Origin of the sequence: Desulfoluna spongiiphila, assembly GCF_900101345.1 — a bacterium.
GTDB lineage: Bacteria > Desulfobacterota > Desulfobacteria > Desulfobacterales > Desulfolunaceae > Desulfoluna > Desulfoluna spongiiphila.
The window spans coordinates 26020-48753 of sequence record NZ_FMUX01000014.1; the positions used below are offsets into that span (position 1 = coordinate 26020).

The following is a 22734-nucleotide window of genomic DNA, read 5'->3' on the forward strand; positions in this document are numbered from 1 at the left end:
AATCCAATAAGACAAATGGTCCCGGAATCAAAAAAAGACATTTAATTGTGTGGGAATCCTAAGGAAAAATAAGAATGAATACTGACTATAAAATACGCCGCGCAGAATCCAAGGACGATGGAAAACGCCTTCACGACCTTTTTCAGGAGGTCTTTCACCCGGAAGAGGTGGGGGTGCTGGCAGAGACCATGTTTCATCACCTTCCGGGCATGACAAAGGAGAGCTGGTTCATTGCGGAGGAGAAGGCCACCGGCCGGGTTGTCTCGGCCTTTGCCCTCATCCCCTGGGCCTGGGAGATGGAAGGGGTGCCCCTGAAGGTGGCGGAGATGGGCATCGTGGGGACCCTTGAAGCCCACCGGGGCAAGGGGTTGATGCGGCTGTTGAACAAAGAGTTCAACCAGGCCCTTGCGGACGAGGGGGTCGACCTTGCCGTGATCCAGGGGATTCCCGGGTTTTACCATCGGTTCGGGTTTCACTACGCCGTGGAGATGGAGAACCATATCAACCTGCACCTGGACGTCCTTCCCGGGAAGATTGAAAACCCCCGTTTTGAATTCAGGCGGGCGGGGGTGGAGGACATCCCTTTTTTGATGCAGAAAGATGAGGCCTACCGGAGCGCTTACGCCATTGCCGTGAAACGGACGGAAGCAAACTGGCGGTACCTGTTTTCAGAAAGCCTGAAAACGGAGTACGGCTCGGAGTTCTGGGTGATGACGGACCGAAAGCGCGAAGTTTCCCATTATATCCGGGTTGCCTTAAACGGGTTTGGCAAGGGCCTCATTGTGAGTGAAGTCAGCGAAGGGATTGACGAAGGCGCGGCACAAGAGATCCTTTCGTTTTGCAAGGGAAAAGCCCTGGAAAGGGACAAACCTTATGTCCGCCTCAACCTGCACCGGGAATCCACGTTGGGAAAAATCGCCCGGTCGATGGGCGCCCCGGAGAGCCTGCCTTACGCCTGGCAGGTGAAGATGGTGGACAAAGAAGCTTTTCTGAAGCGCATGGCACCGGTCCTGGAGCGTAGACTGGCGGAAAGCCTTTTCCCCAGCTACACGGGCACCCTGCGGCTCAACTTGTTCGATTCCGGCATCGACCTTGCCTGGCAGGACGGTAAGCTTCACCACATCGGCCCGGCAACTGGCGAGGACTGCGATGCCATGGTGAGCATGACCGACGATCTGTTTGCCCTGCTCTGCCTGGGCCATCGCTCCTGGCAGGAGATCCGCCACATCCGGCCCGATATTTTTCCGGATCTTCTTTACGTGGATCCGGCCGTATGCCCCGCCTCGGGCCGCACCGCCCGCCTGGTGGATGCCCTGTTTCCCAAGCGGATGTCCTGGGTCTATTGCCAGTACTAAAAACTGCCTCCGGCGGCGAGGTGAGCCACCTCGAAAGCATATTGCAATTGCGCTTTGCCCTTCGTTCCTCAGGGCAAAGCGCAATTGCCTTCGGCTCGGGCTACGCCCGGCATAAGCGCTGATGGTTTGTGCGGACTGACTCAGACGTTTCGACGTCTCAGGATACGTTGTTGCCACTTGTCCATTATCCATGTAACCGCAATGCCTCCGGCTGCCATGTGAACCACCGTGAAAGCTTATTGCGTAGGGGCTCCGCCCCGGAGCATGTGCGAAACTGAGGGCTACTCCGTTGTCAGGACGGGGCAGCCCTCTTTTTTTGCCTTTCTGGCGTCCATGGCCGTCCAGATCGTGGCGAGAAAAGAGCCCGACAGGTTGTGCCAGAGGCTGAAGATGGCACCGGGCAGGGCCGAGGCCGCGGTGAAGTATTTGATGGAGAGGGCCACGGCAAGGCCGGAGTTCTGCATGCCCGCCTCGATAGCGATGGTGCGGCAGGTTTTTTCATCGCATCCGAAGAGTCTGGACAGGCCGTAACCGGCGGTAAGGCCGCAGGCGTTGTGGAGGATGACGGCCAGGGCCATGGGCAGGGCAAGGGTGGCCAGGCGTGACTGGTTGAGTCCGATGATGATGCCGATGAGGATCACGATGGTGACCACCGAGATGAAGGGAAAGATCGGCTGGATCTTTTCGAGCTTTTCCTGGAACAGGGTGTTTAAAAGAATGCCGGCGGCCACGGGGATGACCACGATTTTGAGGATGCTCAGAAACATGGGGAGCACGGCCACTGGCACGGTTGCGCCCACATAAAAATCGGTGAGAAGGGGCGTGAGGAACACCGCCAGGAAGGTGGAGACGGCTGTCATGACGATGGACAGGGGAACGTCCCCTCCGGCGAGGAAGGCCACGACATTGGAGGCAGTACCGCCGGAGACGCTTCCCACCAGCACCATGCCCACCATGAGCTCGGTGGGAAGTTTTAATGCCTTTGAGATGAGGTAAGCGGCCAAAGGCATGATGAGGTATTGGATGCTCACCCCCAGCATGACCACGTGGGGCCTTTTCAGGGGCTCTTTGAAGTCCTCGATCCGCAGGGTGGCCCCCATGCCGAACATGACCACCATGAGCAGGGGCACGATCAGAAATTTCAAGGGGGCAAAGGTGCTCGGGAACAAGGCGGCGACCACACAGATCAGAACGGCCCAGACAACGAACAGACGGTTGAATTTTTCAATCCACTTCAGCATATCTCTCTCCAGGTCAGATGGTGATGCGTAGCCCGGATATTTCATGCGAAAACGACCAGGCCAAATCCATAAGCTATCATTACATAGGTGATTCGGGAATATTTAGACATCTCAAAAATGCAAAATGTAATTCACCGTTTTCTGCTCGCTTTTCTCACCCTTCGGGCGAGCCGAGTGCACCCATCTTCTGCGTTATCAGAGCTTTGAGGTAAACAACTACATCTGCAGCTCTGATGCCTTGAATATGGGTGCACTCGACTCGTGAAACATCCGGGTTAGGGTCGCCGCAAAAAAAAACAAACAAAAAGCGATGCCTCCGGCGGCAAGGTGAGCCACCTTGAAAGCGGGTTGCCGCAATGATTTAACCCTCGTTCCTCGGGGTAAATCATTGCGGCATTTTTTGTGCAAGCCCTTACTCTTTCGATTCGGTATGTTGAACGGTCGAAAGCGGTATGTAAACAAGATTTAGTGTGACAGCGTGATATCAGACCGAGTGGGGGGGCAGGGGAACGTTTCAGGTTCGTGACGGCATGGGGTATTGAAATTACTCTAAGGCTTTAAAAATATAACTATCCAGCTTCAAAATCAGCCTCCGGCGGCAAGGTGTGCCACCTTGAAAGCAGGCAGCGGATGCGTTTTGCCCCCATGTCACGGCGTAGCCGCAGGCGAAGACGAATTGCTTGTCGCGCCGTAGCCCATTGACGTGGGTCGAATGGGGCCACATAGACACGGGTGTAGGTGGATTCCTCGGGTCAAATCACATCCGCCTTTAATACAGAATTCATTCAAAAAGGATTTTCAAAACCTGTTTGTTAAACTTTTTAAAAGTTTAGCCCCCGGCAGGGCCGCCGGAGGCATAAACTGAATAGTTATAAAAAATGAAGGTGTTTCCAATAACCCATACCATTAAACTACGGGCGAAGCCCGTCAGCAAATGTGACGGGCCTGAGGAACGAAGGGACGGAGCATTTGCGAACCTGGGGTGCAGGGGATTTATCCCCTGCCCGCCGGAGGCCATTTTTTATGCTCTTCTGAAACTTAATCGATCTCCCGCGAGCAGGCGGCGAGTTCGGCGCTGGTTTTGGGGAGGAAGCGGAACCCGGCGAGGCTTGGATACTGGCTGGCCAGGATGCGGGAGCGGGCTTCCACCGAGGCGCCGATGAGGAGGTTGAAGGCCACTGTGGTGACGTCCCGGTTTTCCGGCCCGGCAAGGGGGGTGCCGTGGGTCCAGGCGTTGAAGGCGCCGATGGCGGGGCCGCACCAGATCTGGTAGTCACCGGATCTTTTTTCAAGACCCTGGATGGCCCAGAGGGAGGCCTGGCCGAGGTAGCTTCGGAAGACCAGGGCCATTTTGTGCCTGGGGTCGGTCTCGGCTTTGGCGACCTGGGTGGGGTCCCGGTCGTCAAAAAAGGTTTTCGTGTCGTTCCACACCTCATGGACCGGTTTCCCGAGGATTTTTGTCTCCACAAAGGCGCGGTCGGCGTCGGCAATGTCGTCGAGGCTCCTGGCGGACTGGTAGACGGCCAGGAGCTTGGCGGCGCGCATGGCGAACATGGTGCCCCGTTTGAGGACCTGGACCTTGCCGCCCATCTCGAACATATCGGCGGCCGGGGCCATGGTGACATCGGCCTGGCGGGCCTGGGCCAGCAGGGCCTTGACCTTGTCCGAGGTTCCTGCCTCGCGGCACCCCTGGTTGATGGTACCGGTGAGGATGTAGTCGGCGCCCATGGCGTAGGCTGCCGTGGCCGATACCGGGGCGGCGATGCCGCCGGCAAGGCCCACGCCGATTTTTTCAGGGTAGCCGTGGGTGGCCATCATGCGGTCCCGAACGGCCTGGATGGCCGGGAGCAGGGCCAGGGCCGGGCGATTGTCCGTGTGTCCGCCGGAGTCTGCCTCGGCGGTGATATCATCAGCCATGGGGATGCGGGGGGCCAGGGCCAGCTCGGTGTCGGTGATGAGGCCCCGGGCGTGGAGTTTATTCAGGATCTCGGCAGGGGGCGGGCTCATGAATTTTTCGGCGAGCTCTTCCCGGGAGAGCTTGGCAATGACCTTGTTGGGCGTAACCACCCGGCCGTCTTCTCCCAGGTGGATGCCGGTGACGCGGTAGCGCACCAGGGCCATGGTCATGGTGAGAAAGGCCGCGGCGCTTACGCAGCGGATCCCTTCTTTGAGGTAGAGTTCGCACAGGGCCATCTCCGCCTCCGGGGCGCCGTGGTGGTGGAGAAAGTTGAACCCAAAGGGAAATGGCTTTGTCTCAGCCGCTTGTTTCAGCCGGGCGATGGCCTCTTTGATGCGGGGAAGGGTGCACCCGCCGGACCCGAAGAATCCCATCATGCCGTTTTTCCCGGCCGCCTCCACCATGGCTTCGCTGGTGATGCCGTTGGCCATGGCCCCCATGACATAGGGAAAGCGCAGGCCGTGCCGCTTGAGAAAGCTGCGGGACCCCAGGGCGGAGATGGGCAGGGCGCGAACCGTGGCCAGGGCGGGGTGCCACTGGTCACCGGGTTTGTCACATCCCAGACGGATCTCTCCGGAGGTGTGGGCCTCGGGCCCGTTTCCCCTGTCCACCAGAAAGAAGGGGCTGTCGATGGTTTCAAGGGCCTTGCGGATATCCACGGCAGAGTCATCGGGGGAGGTGGCGCGCCACCAGGACGGTACAGATTCGAGCATCAGGTTTTCCCATTGGGTTCGTGCAGTGAGAGGGACCATCAGGGGGCTATGGAACCTCGGGTGCTGTTTATGTATCCAGGCTCCGGCCTCACATCAGGGGCGATTGTTTTTTCTTTATGGCGTGCGGTTTCCGAACCATGACGTTGATGAAGGAGCAGGTAATGTCGTGTGTTGTTTTTGTTTTTGGAAGGATTTACATGCTAAATGGTCTGGCTGTCAAGGCTTCCTGTCTGGGGAACGGCAAATGATTGGCATATAAAGGTGTCCGTTTGTGGGGCCTGTTTCGCCTGGTTTATTACGGTTGCCTCAACGGGTACAACGAAATTTTTGCCGATATTCCACCGGGAGCAATCCCGTTTCCCTGACAAATAGTTTTCTCAAATAGCCGCTGTCCGCGTATCCCGACTTCCAGGAAACCTCATCGAAACTCATATCGGTTGTCTCAAGGAGATGCCGGACGAGCTCCACCCTGAGGCGTTGCTGGTATTTTAAAGGGGTTGTTCCTGTTGCTGTTTTAAACCGTCTTTCAAAATTTCGCAGGCTCATGCCGAAGCGGTGGGCAATTTCAGGGGAACGCAGGGGCTTCGTGCAGTGTTGTTCCAGGTGGCCCTGAATTTTTCGAATGGTGGTGTCGCCGTGGTCTTTGGGGTAACGAAAGGTGAAATAGGGCGCCTGTGAGGTGCGACTGGCATCGCAGACAAAGGCTTTTGCGGTTTTACGGGCCACATCGGTTCCACAATAGTGTTCCACCAGGTAAAGGGAAAGGTCCACACCGGCGCTTAGCCCTGCCGAGCAGAAGAGTTGCCCCTCATCGGTGAGTATTTTTTCCGGCTGCAGGTCAACAAGGGGGAATATGGTACGGAACCGGTCTGCGGCAGCCCAGTGCGTGGTGGCGGTTTTTCCATCCAGCAGGCCGGTTTTTGCCAGGAGAAAGGCTCCTGTACAGATGCTGGCGAGAGAAACGCCTTCGGTATGGTGCCCCTTTAACCAAGAGGCCACGCGGGCTTCACGTGATCCCTCCGGGGTAAATTCTCCATAGGAGCCAATGACGATGAGGTCCATGCCCCCGGATTCGTCCATGGCGCAGTGCGGCGTCACATGCAGGCCGGTGCGTGTGGTGAACGGCTTTCCGTCAACCGTGACGAGGGTTACGGCAAAGAGCGGAGCTTCAGGAAGGCCGTGAAGGCGGTTCCAGATGCACCCCGCCTGGTGAAAAACATCCAGGGGACCCGTAAAGGTGGATGCCACCGACTGTTCAAAGGCCAGAATGGTTACCTGAATCATGCGTTGCCTCGCGTGGGTTTGCCGTAAAAGACACGTAATATGTCGATTCTGCCAGTTTTCTCTTTTTCCATCAAGGGTTACCCTGGGATAGGCGGTTGGAAGAGTCCCCTTCTAAACGTGTCTTCAGTTTGTGACCCCATGAAAAAAAGGAACACGCCATGTCATCCGTATTTCCAGAACCCATTACCTCCCTGCCGATTGCCCACATGCCTCAGCCAGGTGCTACGGCCTACCTTTCCCAGGCCGAAACCCATCAGCTTTTGTTTATGCAGTTTGACCAGGATCTTGAGTTGCCCGAGCACGCCCACGCCGCCCAGGTGGGGTTTGTTCTGGAAGGAACCATTGACCTGGTCGTGGACGGGCAGGCGTATCGGTTCACCAAGGGCGACCGCTACTACATTCCTGCCGGGAGCCCCCATTCGGGAAAAATCCATGCGGGATACGCGGACATCTCATTTTTCGAGGAGCCGTCACGATACGCTGTGAAAGCGTAGAGCGAATAAAAGAGGCCTCTGTCGATGCCTCCGGCGGCCCTGCCGGGTGCCAAACTTTTGAAAAGTTTGATAAACAGGTTTTAAAAAATAAATTCAGTTTGATCTGAACCAAAGGCGAATGTGATTTTCCCTGAGGAACGAAGGGGAAAGCTCATTCGCAACCTGCTTTCGAGGTGGCTCACCTCGCTGCCGGAGGCAGGCTTTTTCCCGTTACTTTGAGCATAGAAGGCCTCTTTTTAGGCTCGGAGCATTTGCGAGTCAGGGGTATCTTTTTTCTGGCACCTTCGACCCGTGGTGAGTATGTTCATCGGTAATGAAAGGGCACCAGCCTGTGACCAGAAATGAAGGAGTTGTCATGCATTTTGATAGGCCCATTGATCGCAAGGGGACCTCAAGCCTCAAGTGGGATTGGTTTAAAGAGGATGTGCTGCCGCTTTGGGTGGCGGATATGGATTTTGCAGCGCCCGAGGCCGTGACCACGGCGCTCACAAGGCGGGCCGGTCACCCGGTGTACGGGTACACCCTTCCCTCCGATGCCCTGTACGAGGCGGTCCAGGGACACATCAAGCGCCAGTTTGGCTGGACCGTGGAGCGGGAGTGGGTTCTTTTTATCCCCGGCGTGGTCACCGGGTTCAACGTGGCGGCCCGATTGGTGGGAGAGACAGAGGCCATCGCCGTGCCCACCCCCGCCTACCCGCCGTTTTTATCGGCCGCAAAGAACGCCCGGCGGCAGATGGTGAAGGTGCACCTGCCCGTCGAGGACGGTCGGCTTGTGATCAACCGGGAGGTGCTGGAAGCCCAGGTGACCCCGGAGACGAAGCTTCTCATGCTCTGCACCCCGTACAACCCCGGCGGCACCCTGCTTACACAGGAAGAGCTTACCGGACTTGTTGATTTTTGTGAGGCGCGGGATATTCTCATCTGCTCCGATGAGATCCACGCCGACCTGGTGCTGGACGAAAAGGGAAAACACATCCCCACGGCCTCCCTCTCCGAAAAAGCCGCCGCCCGCACCATCACCCTCATGGCCCCCAGCAAGACCTTTAATATCCCCGGCCTTGGCTGCTCCATGGCCATCATCTCCGATGAAAAACTCCGCACCCGCTTCAAGGCCGCCATGGAGGGCATCGTCCCTCACGTGAACCTTATGGGGTACGAAGGGGCCACAGCCGCCTACATCCACGGCGGCCCCTGGCTGAAAGAAGTGCTGGCATATTTAAGAGCCAACCGCGACTACGCCTTTGAGCGCCTTGCCGCCATGAAGGGGCTTACCCCCCTCCTGCCGGAAGCCACCTACTTGATCTGGATGGATGCCCGGGACCTGGGCCTGGACAACCCCGCCACCTTCTTCGAAGAGCACGGTGTGGGCCTCTCCGACGGCGCCTATTTCGACGCTCCGGGCTGGCTTCGCCTTAACTTTGCCTGCACCCGCGCCCTCCTTAAAGAGGCCCTGGACCGCATGGAAAAAGCATTGGCAGGGGCAGAATAAAAGCCAAAAACATGCCTCCGGCGGCAAGGTGTGCCACCTTGAAAGCTGGTTGCAAATGCCCTTCATCGTGTTCATGGAAGAATGAAATTGGCCTCTCCAGACTAAGCGGTTGTCCCATGTCACACATCACGCGAATGCCCTGTGAGTATTCGTATAACAGCGACCTCCATGCATTCGCTATAGGGTTTCCAGGTGCCCCCACCTGGCCGTCGGAGGCATCGCTTTTCGTTTAAGCCATGTCATCCGGCAGCATGGCCTGCAGCACCTCCCAGCCCTGGGCCAGGGAGTCGGTGATGAGGAACTCTTCGTGGCTGTGAAAGCGGTCGCCCTGGCAGAGGCCCATGCAGACGCAGGGCCACCCCTTGGAGAGGGGCAGGTTGATGTTGGTACTCATGGGGATCTCTTTGGGTGTGATGCCCGTGGCGTCTTGGATGGCCTTGACGGCCATGGGCTCGATGCGGTGGCTCTCCACCGGGGAGGCTGCGGGGCGCTCGCCGGTGGTGGCGCAGGTGAAGGTGACGGCCTCTGTGGCGTGGGAGGCAAGGCACTCCCGAAGGTCCTGGTCCAGGCGGTCCAGGATGTCCGGGGCGACGCTACGGAACTCAAAGGTTGCTGCGGCCCCTGCTGAGATGGAGTTGATTCCTTCCCCGCCCTGGATGGTGCCGATGTTGCACGACGCCTGGCCGGGGTGGGGGGCGGTGGTGGCGGTGAACCGGTGCTTGACCTCGGTGAGCAGGGCCATGAGGGCGTCGATGGCGCCGGGCAGGCCGAAGTCGCTCCAGCTGTGTCCGCCGGGTGCTTTGGCGGTGATGCGGTAGCGTTTGGAGCCCAGGGCCGTGAGGCAGATATGATCGAAGTTCAGATCAAAGGAGACGAAGAGGTGGGGCGGTTTTTTCATTTCTGCCACCAGGTGACGGATGCCTTTGAGGTTACCGTCGCCCTCTTCGCCGGTGGAAAAGAGAATGAGCAGGGGGCGCTTCAAGGTGGCTTCCCGGCCCGACAGAGCCACCGCCAGGTGGGCCAGCAGGGTCACGGCGGCCAGGTCGTCTGCGACGCCCATGCCGATGAGCCGGTCCCCGTCACGGGTGACCTTTGCTTCAAACCCCTCCTGAACCACGTCCATGTGGGCATCGAACACCACGGTCTCTTCCCAGGGGCCGTCCCCTATGAGCACCCGAAGGTTTCCCGCCGCGTCCACCGTTGTTTCCACACCGTGCGTTTTTAAAAAATGGTCCAGGACCTGTCGCCTCGGCGATTCCCCCAGGCTCGGGCCGGGTGTTTCCGCCAGGGAGATAAGAAGGTCCACGCAGGTGTCTTGGTGAAATGGGGGGAGCATCATCTGTTCCTTTCTCTTTAGGGGGTAGGGATTCCGGTCGCGGAAAAGATTCCGCGTATCCGGCGGTGGGCCTGTGCTGTCGCATGGGAACGCAACAAAAGCACTTCGCCTTTTACGTCCATTACCACATAGACAAACAATCGTTAAGGGGTTCACGGATTAATGTCCTGTGCGGCCCTTTGCCACGAGGCATTGTCGGTACGGATACGGTCTGTGCTTACAGGTGTTGGCGACCATGTGGTGATCATCGATGTCGCAGCGAATCGTATTTGTCTCAACAGTTATACAGGCTTTTGGCGAGTCCTTTTTGTGAGACACTGCCGCGTTTATCTGAACAGGTATCATGAGAGTAAATTTTGAACTTCTACCTCCCTTGTGTTACCATCTCGCCACGCTGTTTGCCTGTCCCTTGTTCTTTGGAAAAAGGGTGAGGGTATTCAGGCATCGACGTGTGACGAGTTTATCTTTTACGACGAGGCCAACGTACCATGGACGATCGCAGAGCGCAGAACCACAGGGCCTATATTTCCTTTCTCAATATCTTGATTCACTCTCAAACCGAAGACGAGCTTGTCTACAAGCTTTGCCTGCTCCTCTCCTCAAAGGAGAGTGTGTATGACTATGCCTGGGTGGGGGGGCCTCCCACGGCGGACGGAGAGCTGATGTCGGTGAGGGCCGGTGACGGCCTGGAGGCGTCCTGTCCCGATTTGTCCGTGATCCGGGGCGACGGTGCCGACGAACGGGGATGCCCGGCGTCCATCGCCATGGCGGACCGGCGAACCTGCCTGGTTCAGAATATCGCAACGGACTACAATTTTTCCCTCTGGCGTGAGGAGGCCTTGAAGCGGGGCTACTCGGCTGCCGTCAGCCTGTTGATCTCTCCTGAGATCGGGGTCCCGTGGGTGATTACCCTGTATGCCTCCGGCGGATACCTTTTTGATGCCGAGGAGTTAAATCTCCTGGGCGTACTGGCCCGGGGGGTGGGGGAAGCCGTTCACAAGCTGCGCCTGGGCGACGGCCGCCTCAGGTCCATGGAGGCCCTGACCAAAAGCGAGAAGATGTACCGGGCGGTGTTCGAGAACACGGGCACGGGGACCATCATCATCGACCATGAGATGACCATCCTTTTTTCCAACGAGCGGTTTGAGGCCATGGTGGGCTACACCCGTGAAGAGATCGACAACCGGATGAAGTGGTCCCAGTTCGTGGCCCCCGAGGACCTGGACCGCATGCAGCGCTACCATTACGGAAGGCGAAAACCCGGGGCGGACATCCCCATCGAGTACGAGTGCAGAATCCACGACAAGGCAAAGAACCTGACCTATATCTACATGAAGGTCGGGATGATCCCCGGCACCATGAACAGCATCGCCTCGTTTATGGACATCACCGAGCGCAAGCTGGCGGAGAACAGCCTGCGGCAGAGCGAGGCCAAGCTGTCTGCCATTTTGACCACCTTTGAGGGGTTCATCTACATCATCACAACGGACCGCCGCCTGGAGTTCATCAACCGGACCCTGGAGGAGCGCATCGGCCGAAACGCGGTGGGGGAACTCTGTCACAAGGTTATTTACGGGCTGGATACCCCCTGCCCCTGGTGCACGGAGAAGGTCTTTACCGGAGAGACGGTGCGCCAGGAGGTGAAGAGTCCCAAGGAAGATCGCTGGTATTTTGCGGTGCGTACCCCGATTTTTGATACCGACCGCCGTGTGATCAAGGTGCAGTCCATTGTCATGGACATCACCGACCGAAAGCTCACCGAAGAGGCCATCGCTGCAAGTGCCAAGCACTTGAGAAAGGGGAACCTCCGGCTTCGCTCCACCATCCGGGAACGGTACAAGTTCGGGGACATCGTGGGCAAGAGCGAGGTGATGCAGGAGGTCTACGAGCTGATCCTCAATGCCGCCGCCACCAATGTGCACGTGATGGTCTACGGGGAATCGGGCACCGGCAAGGAGCTGGTGGCCCGGGCGATCCACAGGATGAGCGACCGGAGCTCCAAGCCCTTTGTGCCCGTCAACTGCGGGGCCATCAGCGAGAGCATCATTGAGAGTGAATTCTTCGGGTACAAAAAAGGGGCCTTTACAGGGGCGAGCGCCGATAAAAAGGGGTTTCTGGACATTGCCGACGAGGGCACCCTGTTCCTGGACGAAATCGGGGAGATCGGCCTCAACATGCAGGTGAAGCTTTTGCGGGCCATCGAGGGCAGCGGCTACACCCCGGTGGGGGGCACCCTGGTCCGCAAGCCCAACATCCGCATCGTGGCCGCCACGAACCGCAACCTCAAGGAGCTGGTGCACAAGGGCCTCATGCGGGAGGACTTCTATTACCGGGTCCACATCATCCCCATCAAGCTGCCCCCCTTGCGGAAGCGCAAGGACGACCTGCCCCTTCTCATCGACCATTTCCTCTCCATGTACGCCGACGGCAGGGAGGTGGCCCCCATCACAGGACGGATTCTGGCGGCCTTTACCCGGTACCACTGGCCGGGCAATATCCGGGAACTGCAGAATGTGCTGAAGCGCTACGTGACCTTACGGAAGGTCGATTTCATGGAACTCATGGAGGTCGATACCAAGGCCGGGGAAGCCGAGGAGGAGGTGGCATTGCCCGATGCGGGCATCGGCCTTACCGCCGCGGTGGAGGCCTTTGAGAGGAAGGTGATCGAAAATGCCCTGGAGAAGACCCGGTGGCAAAAAGGGCGCGCGGCCGAGATTCTGGGGATTCACCGGAAAACCCTTTTTACCAAGATGCGCAAGTATGAGTTGAAATAACCACGTGATGTGGCTGTTTCGCCACAAAATGGCGTAAGGTATTCGAACCAAACAGGGATCGGGTGGGAGAGGGGAACGCGGTGTGGCGAAATAACCACATGGCTTCCCCTCTTGCTGTTTGGTGGGGAAGGTTCTTTTTTTGACTGATTTTCTTTTTGAAAACAGCGTGATGGGATCTTGTTGATAAGGGTGGCACACTTGTTGCCCATGATTACTCATTGAAACGGCGTATACGTCGGATAACGGTGGAATAGAATCGTCACCGGGTACCCAGCCCGGTTTCACCGGTTCGGCGTCACCGTGGGCCATGTCGTGCGGCAGCACTCCCCAACGATGCAGGGTCTCCCACACTCCCTGCAGGGGGGTGCCCGCCTGGCACCACCCGTTACGAATTACCATCGGCACAGGGAGGGAATATGGGTTTCAGCAGCGAATACAACAACAAACTCATGTCGGCAATGGATGCGGTTTCCATGGTTCACCCCGGGGATTGGGTGGATTACGGAGCCTTCTGTTGTGCCCCTGAATATCTGGACGCGGCCCTGGCCATGCGCCAGGACGAACTCTGGGATGTGAAGGTCCGTGCCCTGGCCTTTCCCGGTGTGGCCGCAGTGGCCAAGGTGGCTCCTGAGAGCGGTTGTTTTGTCTACAACAGCTGGCATTTCAGCTCAGGTGAGCGCAAGAGCCACGATCGGGGCAGCTGCCATTTTATCCCCTTTGTCTACCATGAAGGGCCCTCCCACTACCGCCAGAACCTTCACTGCGATGTCTGCATGGTGCGTACGGCCCCCATGGACAGCTTCGGCAACTTCAACTTCGGCATCGCCAACTCCTTTCAGCGGGCGATCATTGAAAACGCCCGCAAGGTGATCGTGGAGGTCAATGAGAACATTCCCCGGTGCCTGGGGGGAGCCGAAGAGTCGGTGCACATCTCCGAGGTGGATGTGGTGGTGGAGTCGGACAACAAGGCCCTGCTCACCCTGCCGGATTCTGCCGTTACCGCCGTGGACAAGGCCATCGCCACCCACATCGTGCAGCAGATCCCGGACGGGGCCTGCATCCAGCTTGGCATCGGGGGCATGCCCAACGCCGTGGGCAAGCTCATTGCGCGCTCGGAGCTGAAGAACCTGGGGGTGCATACGGAGATGCTCGCGGACTCCTACCTGGAGATGTTTGAGGCGGGAAAGATCACCAACAGTGAAAAGGCCATGGACCGGGGCAAGATGGTCTACTCCTTTGCCCTGGGGAGCCAGCGCCTCTACGACTTTCTCGACAACAACCCGGCCTGCGCCAGCTACGCAGTGGATTACACCAACGGCCTGTTCAACATCGCGGCCAACGACCGGGTGGTCTCCATCAACAACGCCCTGGAAGTGGATCTCTACGGGCAGGTCTCCTCGGAGTCCGCAGGGTTCCGGCACATCACCGGCACCGGCGGGCAGTTTGATTTCGCCTACGGTGCGTACCACTCCAAGGGGGGGCAATCCTTTATCTGCCTTTCGTCCACCACCAGGGACCCTGCGGGGAATCTGGTGTCCCGCATCAAGCCGGTATTTGATCCGGGAACCGTGGTTACCCTGCCCCGGTCCATCACCCAGTATGTGGTCACGGAATTCGGCATGGTCTCCCTTAAAGGGAAATCCACCTGGGAACGGGCCGAGGCGCTGATCAGCATCGCCCATCCCGACTTCAGGGACGACCTGGTGCGGGAGGCCGAGGGGATGCGGATCTGGTGTGCGGCCAACCGCAACGACGAGGTGCTCCACATGGTGGGGGCCTGCGCGTGAGGTGCGGGGGGCTTGCACGCGAAAACTCATTTTTTACGAGGTTTGATACCAACAGCGGCTTCGACCCTTGTCGCCGGAGGCAGCTTTTAACTCAGCTTTGATTACTCAAACAACGATGAAAGGAACCGATTCATGGCTCAACTGATTGCAGACAAAAGGGATATCGACTTTGTACTTCACGAACAGCTGGAAGTTGGAACAGAGTACAAGGGCGGTTCCTATGCGGAGTTCAATCGAAAAACCATCGATATGATCATCGGTGAAGCCCGGAATCTGGGGATCAAGGAGATGCTTCCCTTGCAGAAGGTGGGGGATGACGGATGTACCTTTGATGCGGGCACCGTCACCGTCCCCGAAGGGTTCAAACACGTCTACGATCTTTACTGCGAAGGCGAATGGCTTGCCATGAGCGACGATCCGGACTGGGGCGGCCAGGGCCTTCCCCATGCGGTCTCCATGGCGGCCAACGAGTACTTCTACGGCTCCTGCAACGCCTTTATGCTCTACAACATGCTCTCCCACGGGGCGGCAAAACTCATTGAGAGCTACGGCACCGAGGCCCAGAAAAAACAGGTCCTGAAAAAGATGTTCTCCGGCCAGTGGTCCGGGACCATGCTGCTGACGGAACCCGAGGCCGGCTCCGACGTGGGGGCCCTTACCACCGTGGCCACAAAGAACGGCGACGGCACCTACTCCATCTCCGGCAGCAAGATCTTCATCTCCGGCGGTGAGCAGAACATGGTCGAAAACATCATCCACCCGGTGCTGGCACGGCTTGAAGACGCCCCGGCAGGCACCCGCGGCATCTCTCTTTTCATGGTTCCCAAATACCGCATCAACGAAGACGGCAGCCTCGGCGAGTTCAACGACGTGGTCTGCACCGGTATCGAAGAGAAGATGGGCCTCCACGGCAACTGCACCTGTTCCCTTACCCTGGGCGGCAAAGGGCAGTGCATCGGGACCCTTCTGGGGGAAGAGAACAAAGGCATGGCCGCCATGTTCCAGATGATGAACGAAGCGCGCCAGATGGTGGGCCTCCAGGGCTTTGCCTGTGCCACGGCTTCTTACATCCACGCCCTGAACTATGCCCGTGAAAGGGTTCAGACCAAGGGCCTCACCGATCCTGCCGGTTCAACCCCCGTTTCCATCATCAACCACCCGGACGTCAAGCGCCAGCTCCTCATCATGAAGTCCTATGTGGACGGCATGCGAAGCCTGATCTACTTCGGCGGACTCTGCCACGACAAGATCGCCATGAGCGAGGATGCCGATGAGCGCAGCCAGTACAGCCTGCTCCTTGAAGTGCTCACCCCCATCATCAAAGGGTACATCACGGACAAGGCCTTTGAGGTATGCAGCCATGGCATCCAGGTGTACGGCGGCTACGGGTATGTGGAAGAGTTCCCCGTGGCTCAGCTCCTGAGGGATTCGCGTATCTTCATGATCTACGAAGGCACCAACGGTATCCAGTCCATGGACCTTCTCGGCAGGAAGCTGGGGATGAAAAAGGGCAAGCCCTTCATGGACTTCCTGGAGACCATTCACCGCACCATCGACAAGGCCAAAGAGGTTCCCGAAGTGGCTCCCCTGGCTGAAAGCCTCCAGGCCTTTTTCACCCGTTACACCGAGGTGACCGCCGCCATCAGCAAGGCAGCCATGTCCGATAAGGTGCTGGATGCCTATGCCTACTCCCATCCCCTTCTGGAGGTGACCGGTGACTTGACCATGGCGTGGATGCTCCTGTGGCGGGCCACCGTGGCCGCTCCCCTTGTGGATAAGAAGAAAAAGGATGCCGCCTTTTACAAGGGCCAGATCACCACCGCCCGGTTCTTTATCAACACCATGCTGCCTTCGGCCATGGGCAAAATGGATGCGATTCAAACCTGTGATGGCGCGGTCACCGCCATGGACGACGCAGGCTTCGGGGGGAAATAGCATGACAGGCCCCGTCGCCACCTAAGGGGCCGACCTGCTGTTGAGAGAGGAAAGCCGGGGGCCCCTTGTGAAAAGGGTTGCTCCCGGTCCCCGGATGAGGAATAGTTATTGATAGCCCGTAGTAAAAAGTAAGTGGTTGTATGGTGGCGGGCGGTTCAGTTTCCGGGTGTTTATGGGATTATTTTATTAGCAATCATGTATTGGTAACACTCCTGTGCAATTGGCAGTTTTCTTTGGCTCATCCGGACCGATGAGTAAAAGGGCTCTGCACCTTGGAGGCCGGGGGCGCTTTTTCGCCCTGGCCGCCGGGGGCACATGTGCTTTTTAATTTTTTCAGACGTATGGGCATTACCCCGGGAACCGCGTATTCCCGGGTTCAACCCGGATCCGGTCCATGTCACCATGCATGGCATTCATTCAAACGGCATAAGGCATACGATGATGGACACGACCAAGATGGAATTGGAAGGGCTGGGCAGCAAAGAGAAGGCCAAGCTGGCCATGGACATGATGCATCGCATCATCATGCACCACGTCATGTGGTTTACCGAGGTGCGGCACCAGATGGGGACGGAAAAGGCCCACGAAACCCTCTGGAAGGCCCTTGAAACAAGCCGGGACATCCAGTTGAAACGTCTCTCCAAGACCCTGGGGTTCGGCCTCACCGAGGGCATCCCCGATGCCCTCCTGGACCTGGACGGCGAGGCCATGAACGCGCTTTTGGAGTCCATCTCCATCAACTGGCTGGCCAATGACGGGGTGTGGTTCCAGTCCGTGGAGTTTACCCACGGGATGAACGACGCCAAGCGGTGCAACGACTCCTGCTGGGCCCACTTTTCTCCCTTTGAATCCTCGGCCGTGAAGCGGTTCCTGGGGCTTTCGGAAAAGCCCGGCTTAGAGGGCCTGAAAGCTGCCCTTGCGTTTCGCATGTACGCCCGGATCAACGAGCAGTCCATCGTGGAGGAAGAGGAGACCGGCTTTGTCTTTCAGATGAACAAGTGCCGCGTCCAGACGGCCCGCCAACGAAAAGGCCTGGCCGACTACCCCTGCAAATCCGCTGGGCTTGTGGAGTACCCCTGTTTTGCCCGGGCCATTGATTCGCGCATCCGCACCGAGTGCGTCGGCTGCCCCCCGGATGCCCACCCCGACGAGTGGGTCTGCGCCTGGAAGTTTACCCTGGACCCGGAAGAGGACAAGTAAATACCACCGATTATCGGGGCCGGTCATGACGGATCGGCCTCCACCGATGTTCTGGCTCAAATCTCTCCTTAATTCATGTTGTTTCGGTTCTCTGCATCGATGTTACCCATGAATTGTTATCAGCATTTCTTCCTGCCTCGAACGTCCGACCGCGTTGGGGGTTCCACCATGCTGTGAGCCAGAGCTTTTTTTAAAGGCACCGCCGTTGCTCATTGAGAGTGACGGCGGTGTTTTTTTTGTGGCTGGACCCGGTTAAAGCTGCCTCCGGCGGCCCTGCCGGGGGCCAAACTTTTGAAAAGTTTGATAAACAGGTTTAAAAAAACAGTTCATTCTAAATCAAAGGCGCATTCGCAACCTGCTTTCGAGGTGGCACACCTCGCCGCCGGAGGCATTGCTTTTGTTTTTTAATGATGGCGTCGGATCAGTTTTCCGATGGTGAGGCCCTGGGCCACGATGGAGAAGATCACCACCACGTAGGTCATGGTGACCAGGCCGTCGCGCACCGGGATGGTGGCGGGCAGGGAGAGGGCCAGGGCCACGGAGATGCCGCCCCTGAGGCCGCCCCAGGTGAGGATGGACAGGGCGCCTTTGGCAAAGGGGCGGAAGGGCTTGAGCAGGGTCAGGGCCCCTGCAAGGGAGGTGAGCCGGGCGATGAGGACGATGGCAAAGGCCAGGACCCCCAGGGCCAGGAAGCGCTTGCTGACGGTGAGGATGAGGATCTCAAAGCCGATGAGCAGGAAGAGGATGGCGTTCAAGGTCTCGTCCAGAAGCTCCCAGAAGGTGTCGAGGTGCTCCCGGGTTTTATCGCTCATGGCAAAGGCCCGTCCCCGGTTGCCGATGAGAAGGCCTGCGATGACGATGGCGATGGGGCCCGAGAGGTGAAGGGCCAGGGCCAGGGCGTAGCTGCCGGTGACCAGGGCCAGGGTGATGAGGACCTCCACCTGGTAGTTGTCCACCTTGGAGAGGAAGAGGTAGGCGATCCATCCGGTGACAAGGCCCAAGGCCACCCCGCCTGCCACCTCGGTTGCGAAAAGGGCCGCCACATGGCCGGCGGAGAGCTCTGCTTCACCTGTTGCGATCTCCAGGATGGTGAGAAAGACCACCACGCCGATGCCGTCATTAAAAAGGGACTCCCCGGTGATCTTGACCTCCAGGCTCTTGGGGGCGCCCGCCGACTTCAGGATCCCCAGGACCGCCACCGGGTCCGTGGGTGAGATAAGGGCCCCGAAGAGGAGACAGTGGATGTAGGCAAGGCGCAGGCCCATGAGCCCTGCCGCGTAGTAGACGAGGGTGGCGGTGATGAAGGTGGAGGCCACCACCCCCACCGTGGCAAAGAGGGCGATCTCTATTTTGTTTTCCAGGAGGTCATCCATCTCCACATGCAGGGCCCCTGCAAAAAGGAGAAAGGAGAGCATGCCCACCATCAGGGTCGTGTTGAAGTCGATGCCTGAAATCAGCTTGGTCACCCCCGGATCCAGCCCGAAGGGGGCCACCAGGATGAGCCCCAAGGACATGAGCATGGCGATCATCATGATGCCTATGGTGGCGGGGAGTTTGATGAACCGGTCGTTGATGAAGCTGAAGAGAGCGGCAAGGGAGATCAAGATGGCAATGGCGTTGAAAAGGTGCATGGGTAAGGTCCTGAGCGGGATATGGATGGTGAAAGGCAGCCTCCGGCGGCAAGGTGTGCCACCTTTAAAAGCAGGTTGCGGATGCGTTTTGCCCCCTTGTTCCTCGGGTCAAACCACATCCGCCTTTAAAGCGCCATGTATGCAAGAAGAAGTTTTAAGACCTGTTTGTTAAAGCCGTCTTCATAAGCTTTGACAAAAGCTTAGCCCTCGGCAGGGCCGCCGAAGGCCTTTCTTTTTGTGCTCTTATGCCGATTTTTCGTCTTTGAGAACGATTCCCCACTCGGTGGCGAGGAGGTCGGGACGGTGGCCGGTGAGGCTGCGCTCTCCGGCCCATTGCATGATCTCGCTGTCCCGGGCGGCGCCGGTGCACAGGAGACCCTGGGCGGGGCGGATGCCGGCGCGTCCCAGATCGAGGCGGTCTGAGTCCCAGCAGACCCGGACGGTGAGGGCACCGGTGATGAGGCCGTCGGTGTGGGCCTCGCAGGCATGGGTGAGAAGGGCGAGCTGCTTGTCGTTGAGGTCAAGGAGTCCCTCGTTGTGGAAGCGTCGGGCCAGTTCTGCGCCCCGGGCGCCATGGTCGGGGTCGAAGCTTTCATTTTGTCTGCAGGCATCGTGGAAAACGGCAAAGAGTTCCACCACGGTGGTGTCGGCGTCGGTTCGGTCGGCCAGCAGACGTCCGTTTTCAAGGACCCGGGCCCAGTGGGCAAGGCCGTGGCGACCTTCCAGGGGCTGGGCGTAATGGGCCACAATGGCCTCGATGAGAGGTTTGGAGATCACGGGAGTCACCTGTATGCAGTTAAATTGACAGAAAGATCACTATAGGTGGGTTTGGGGTTGAAAGGCAAGGTGATTGGCGGTTTTTCTGCATTGGCGGGCAAGGTTTTCTGCTGTCGGATGAAAAAAGGGTTGCAAAAGGTCGGGGGTTGGTGCATGTTTCTGCTCGTAGAAACAAAGGGCGGCCGGACCGGTAAGGCAGGACCGCAGACAGACGATACAGATTCAGGAGAGTAGATATGACCACCGACATCCGCAGCCTTGAAATGCCCAACGCCGAAGGTTACTTTGGAGACTATGGCGGCAGCTTTGTTCCGCCCGAACTTCAGGCCATCCTTGATGAGATCACCGCCGCGTACAACGAGATCAAGGACGATCCCACCTTTGTCGACGAGCTGACAACCCTCATGAAGGATTTTGTGGGACGCCCCAGCGCCCTGTTTTACTGTAAAAACCTCTCCGAGAAGATCGGGGGCGCTCAGATCTACCTCAAGCGCGAAGACCTCAACCACACCGGTGCCCACAAGATCAACCACTGCCTGGGCGAGGCCCTGCTGGCCAAGCGCATGGGCAAGAAAAAGCTCATCGCCGAAACCGGTGCCGGGCAGCACGGCGTGGCCCTGGCCACGGCCGCTGTCCTCGTGGGGCTGGAGTGCGATATCTACATGGGGGTCATCGACATTGAAAAAGAGAAGCCCAATGTCACCCGCATGCGGATCCTGGGCGCCAACGTGATTCCCGTCACCCGCGGAACCCAGACCCTCAAAGACGCCGTGGACGCCGCCTTCGAAGCCTATCTTGCCGATCCGGTGACCCAGCTCTACGCCATCGGTTCCGTGGTGGGGCCCCACCCCTTTCCCATGATGGTGCGCGATTTCCAGAAGATCATCGGCATCGAAGCCAGGGCCCAGTTCCAGGAAAAATACGGCAAACTCCCCGGTCACCTCGTGGCCTGCGTGGGGGGGGGCTCCAACGCCATGGGCCTTTTTGCCGCTTTCCTTGAGGACGAAGGGGTCAAGATGCACGGGGTAGAGCCCTCGGGCACAGGTCTGGAAGAAGGGCAGCACGCCGCCACCCTCTCCCTGGGCAGCCCCGGGACCCTGCACGGCTTCAAGTCCTACCTCCTCCAGGACGAGGTCGGTGAGCCCCTCCCCGTCTACTCTGTTGCCAGCGGCCTTGACTATCCCGGCGTCGGGCCCCAGCACAGCCTGTTGAAGGATATCAACCGGGTCACATACGTCACCGCTGGCGATGAAGAGACCATCGACGCCCTCTTCGAACTCTCCAGAACGGAAGGGATCATCCCCGCCATCGAGAGCGCCCACGCCGTGGCCTATGCCATGACCCTGGCCAAAGAACTCCCCAAAGAGGAGACCATCCTCATCAACCTTTCGGGCCGTGGGGACAAAGACATCGATTTTGTCGTGGAAAACTACGGAAAGAAATACGGCGTGTAGCCAGGGGCTGAGCCCCTGGACCCCAGGTTCGCGAATGCTCCCGACCTTCGTTCCTCAGGTCGATCACATTCGCTGACGGGCTTCGCCCGTAACCACCCTCACTGTCGCGCGTTGTGGCAATGGGGTGTGGTGCCAATGTAAATAGAAGGCCGTCCCTTGTGGGCGGCCTTTTTTCTTTGTGATTGTTCCTTTGGCATTAGGTTGGCGCAAATGGATAATCACACAGTGGGGCCAATAATACCGCTGGGATTTGACCCGAGGAACGAGGGGCAAAGCCCGGCGGTAACCTGCTCTCAAGGTGGCTCACCTTGGCGCCGGAGGCATGTTTTTTATTGAAAAAGCTCCATGGCCACCCAGGCGTTGTAGCCGATGTAGGCGGCCACGAGGAGGGCGCCTTCGAATCGGTTGACGCGGCCCGAGCCTTTGAACCCGTAGCCGATGACAAAAAGGGAGAGGGTGAGGGCGCCCATGGTGAGGGCATCCCGGGTGAGGACCTCCGGGCCCACGTTCATGGGGTGGATGGCCCCTGCGATGCCCACCACGGCCAGGGTGTTGAAGAGGTTGGAGCCGAGGACGTTACCCAGGGCGATGTCGTGTTCTCCCTTGCGGGTGGCGATGACCGAGGAGGCCAGTTCGGGAAGAGAGGTCCCCACGGCGACGATGGTGAGGCCGATGATCATGTCGTTGACGCCGAAGGCTCGGGCCATGGCCACGGCGCCCCAGACCAGGATCCGGGAGGCGATGACAAGGACGACGAGGCCGGAGGCAAGCCGGAAGAGGGCCTGGGGAAGGGACTGTGTGTCGTCGGCAAGGCCCTGCTCGGTTTCGTCTGCGAGGGTGTCGCCGCGGCGTTTGAGGCCCTGGAAAATGGTCCAGGCCATGAGGCCGCCGAAGATGCCCAAAAGGATCCAGGCGTCCGTGGCGCTGATGTGGCCGTCGGCGATCTGATAGGCGGACAGGGCGGTGATGGCGGTGAGGAGGGGCAGCTCTTTTTTCAGCACCTGGGACTGGACGGTGATGGGAGCGATGAGTGCCGTAACCCCTAAAATGAGGGCGATGTTGGTGATGTTGGACCCGTAGGCGTTGCCCAGGGCAAGGCCCGGGTTGCCCTGGGTGGCGGCGAGGCCGGAGACCACCATTTCAGGGGCCGAGGTGCCGAATCCCAGGATCACCATTCCGATGAGAAGGGGGGGCATGCCGAGGTGACGGGCGGTGGCTGCAGCTCCGTCCACAAAACGGTCTGCGCTCCAGACGATGAGGGCCAGGCCGGAAATGACAGCAAGAAAAGCAAGGGGCATCAAAATATG

15 protein-coding genes are annotated in these 22734 nt (G+C 58.6%); 8 read left to right on the top strand and 7 right to left on the bottom strand.

Annotation, left to right across the window (positions count from 1 at the left end; translation table 11 throughout):
- Nucleotides 1-74: 74 nt before the first annotated feature.
- Nucleotides 75-1355, top strand: coding sequence for a GNAT family N-acetyltransferase (locus BLQ12_RS17440; RefSeq protein ID WP_092212429.1), 1281 nt, complete (start codon nucleotides 75-77; stop codon nucleotides 1353-1355).
- 281 nt (nucleotides 1356-1636) lie between these two features.
- Here BLQ12_RS17440 and BLQ12_RS17445 read toward each other — a convergent pair whose 3' ends face one another.
- From BLQ12_RS17445 to BLQ12_RS17455, 3 genes are all read right to left on the bottom strand, one after another.
- Nucleotides 1637-2596 carry a bile acid:sodium symporter family protein gene (locus BLQ12_RS17445; protein ID WP_092212431.1) on the bottom strand — a complete coding sequence of 320 codons (960 nt, stop codon included), beginning with the start codon at nucleotides 2594-2596 and terminating at the stop codon, nucleotides 1637-1639.
- Between the two features lie 1038 nt (nucleotides 2597-3634).
- Complete coding sequence (locus tag BLQ12_RS17450) at nucleotides 3635-5266, bottom strand: PfaD family polyunsaturated fatty acid/polyketide biosynthesis protein (protein ID WP_175469901.1); 1632 nt, start codon at nucleotides 5264-5266, stop codon at nucleotides 3635-3637.
- A 306-nt stretch (nucleotides 5267-5572) separates the two neighbouring features.
- Nucleotides 5573-6550 carry a GlxA family transcriptional regulator gene (locus tag BLQ12_RS17455; RefSeq protein ID WP_092212434.1) on the bottom strand — a complete coding sequence of 326 codons (978 nt, stop codon included), beginning with the start codon at nucleotides 6548-6550 and terminating at the stop codon, nucleotides 5573-5575.
- Between the two features lie 158 nt (nucleotides 6551-6708).
- On the opposite strand from BLQ12_RS17455, the gene BLQ12_RS17460 reads away from it, so the two are divergent.
- Together BLQ12_RS17460 and BLQ12_RS17465 are read left to right on the top strand one after the other, a co-directional pair.
- Entirely contained in the window at nucleotides 6709-7044 is a 336-nt protein-coding gene (locus BLQ12_RS17460; RefSeq protein ID WP_092212435.1) for a cupin domain-containing protein, read from the top strand.
- 355 nt (nucleotides 7045-7399) lie between these two features.
- Entirely contained in the window at nucleotides 7400-8533 is a 1134-nt protein-coding gene (locus tag BLQ12_RS17465) for a MalY/PatB family protein (RefSeq protein ID WP_092212436.1), read from the top strand.
- A gap of 229 nt (nucleotides 8534-8762) precedes the next feature.
- On the opposite strand, the gene BLQ12_RS17470 is transcribed toward BLQ12_RS17465, so the two are convergent.
- Nucleotides 8763-9872, bottom strand: coding sequence for a M20 family metallopeptidase (locus BLQ12_RS17470; protein WP_092212437.1), 1110 nt, complete (start codon nucleotides 9870-9872; stop codon nucleotides 8763-8765).
- Nucleotides 9873-10357: 485 nt separating this feature from the next.
- On the opposite strand from BLQ12_RS17470, the gene BLQ12_RS17475 reads away from it, so the two are divergent.
- From BLQ12_RS17475 to BLQ12_RS17490, 4 genes are all read left to right on the top strand, one after another.
- Nucleotides 10358-12643 (top strand): sigma 54-interacting transcriptional regulator, encoded by a 2286-nt coding sequence (locus BLQ12_RS17475; RefSeq protein ID WP_092212438.1) that lies wholly within the window; start codon nucleotides 10358-10360, stop codon nucleotides 12641-12643.
- A 416-nt stretch (nucleotides 12644-13059) separates the two neighbouring features.
- A complete protein-coding gene (locus BLQ12_RS17480; protein ID WP_092212440.1) occupies nucleotides 13060-14430 on the top strand; it encodes an acetyl-CoA hydrolase/transferase family protein in 1371 nt (456 codons plus the stop codon).
- 132 nt (nucleotides 14431-14562) lie between these two features.
- Complete coding sequence (locus BLQ12_RS17485; RefSeq protein ID WP_092212442.1) at nucleotides 14563-16365, top strand: acyl-CoA dehydrogenase; 1803 nt, start codon at nucleotides 14563-14565, stop codon at nucleotides 16363-16365.
- 438 nt (nucleotides 16366-16803) lie between these two features.
- A complete protein-coding gene (locus BLQ12_RS17490; RefSeq protein WP_092212443.1) occupies nucleotides 16804-17565 on the top strand; it encodes a DUF6125 family protein in 762 nt (253 codons plus the stop codon).
- Between the two features lie 404 nt (nucleotides 17566-17969).
- On the opposite strand, the gene BLQ12_RS17495 is transcribed toward BLQ12_RS17490, so the two are convergent.
- Both BLQ12_RS17495 and BLQ12_RS17500 read right to left on the bottom strand, forming a co-directional pair.
- A complete protein-coding gene (locus BLQ12_RS17495; protein WP_092212444.1) occupies nucleotides 17970-19196 on the bottom strand; it encodes a cation:proton antiporter in 1227 nt (408 codons plus the stop codon).
- A 243-nt stretch (nucleotides 19197-19439) separates the two neighbouring features.
- A complete protein-coding gene (locus tag BLQ12_RS17500; RefSeq protein ID WP_092212446.1) occupies nucleotides 19440-19973 on the bottom strand; it encodes an HD domain-containing protein in 534 nt (177 codons plus the stop codon).
- 236 nt (nucleotides 19974-20209) lie between these two features.
- Here BLQ12_RS17500 and trpB point away from each other — a divergent pair, with 236 nt between their 5' ends.
- On the top strand, nucleotides 20210-21427 hold the full coding sequence (gene trpB / locus BLQ12_RS17510) for a tryptophan synthase subunit beta (RefSeq protein WP_092212451.1): 1218 nt from the start codon (nucleotides 20210-20212) through the stop codon (nucleotides 21425-21427).
- 329 nt (nucleotides 21428-21756) lie between these two features.
- Here trpB and BLQ12_RS17515 read toward each other — a convergent pair whose 3' ends face one another.
- Complete coding sequence (locus BLQ12_RS17515) at nucleotides 21757-22725, bottom strand: calcium/sodium antiporter (RefSeq protein WP_092212453.1); 969 nt, start codon at nucleotides 22723-22725, stop codon at nucleotides 21757-21759.
- Between the last annotated feature and the right edge of the window lie 9 nt (nucleotides 22726-22734).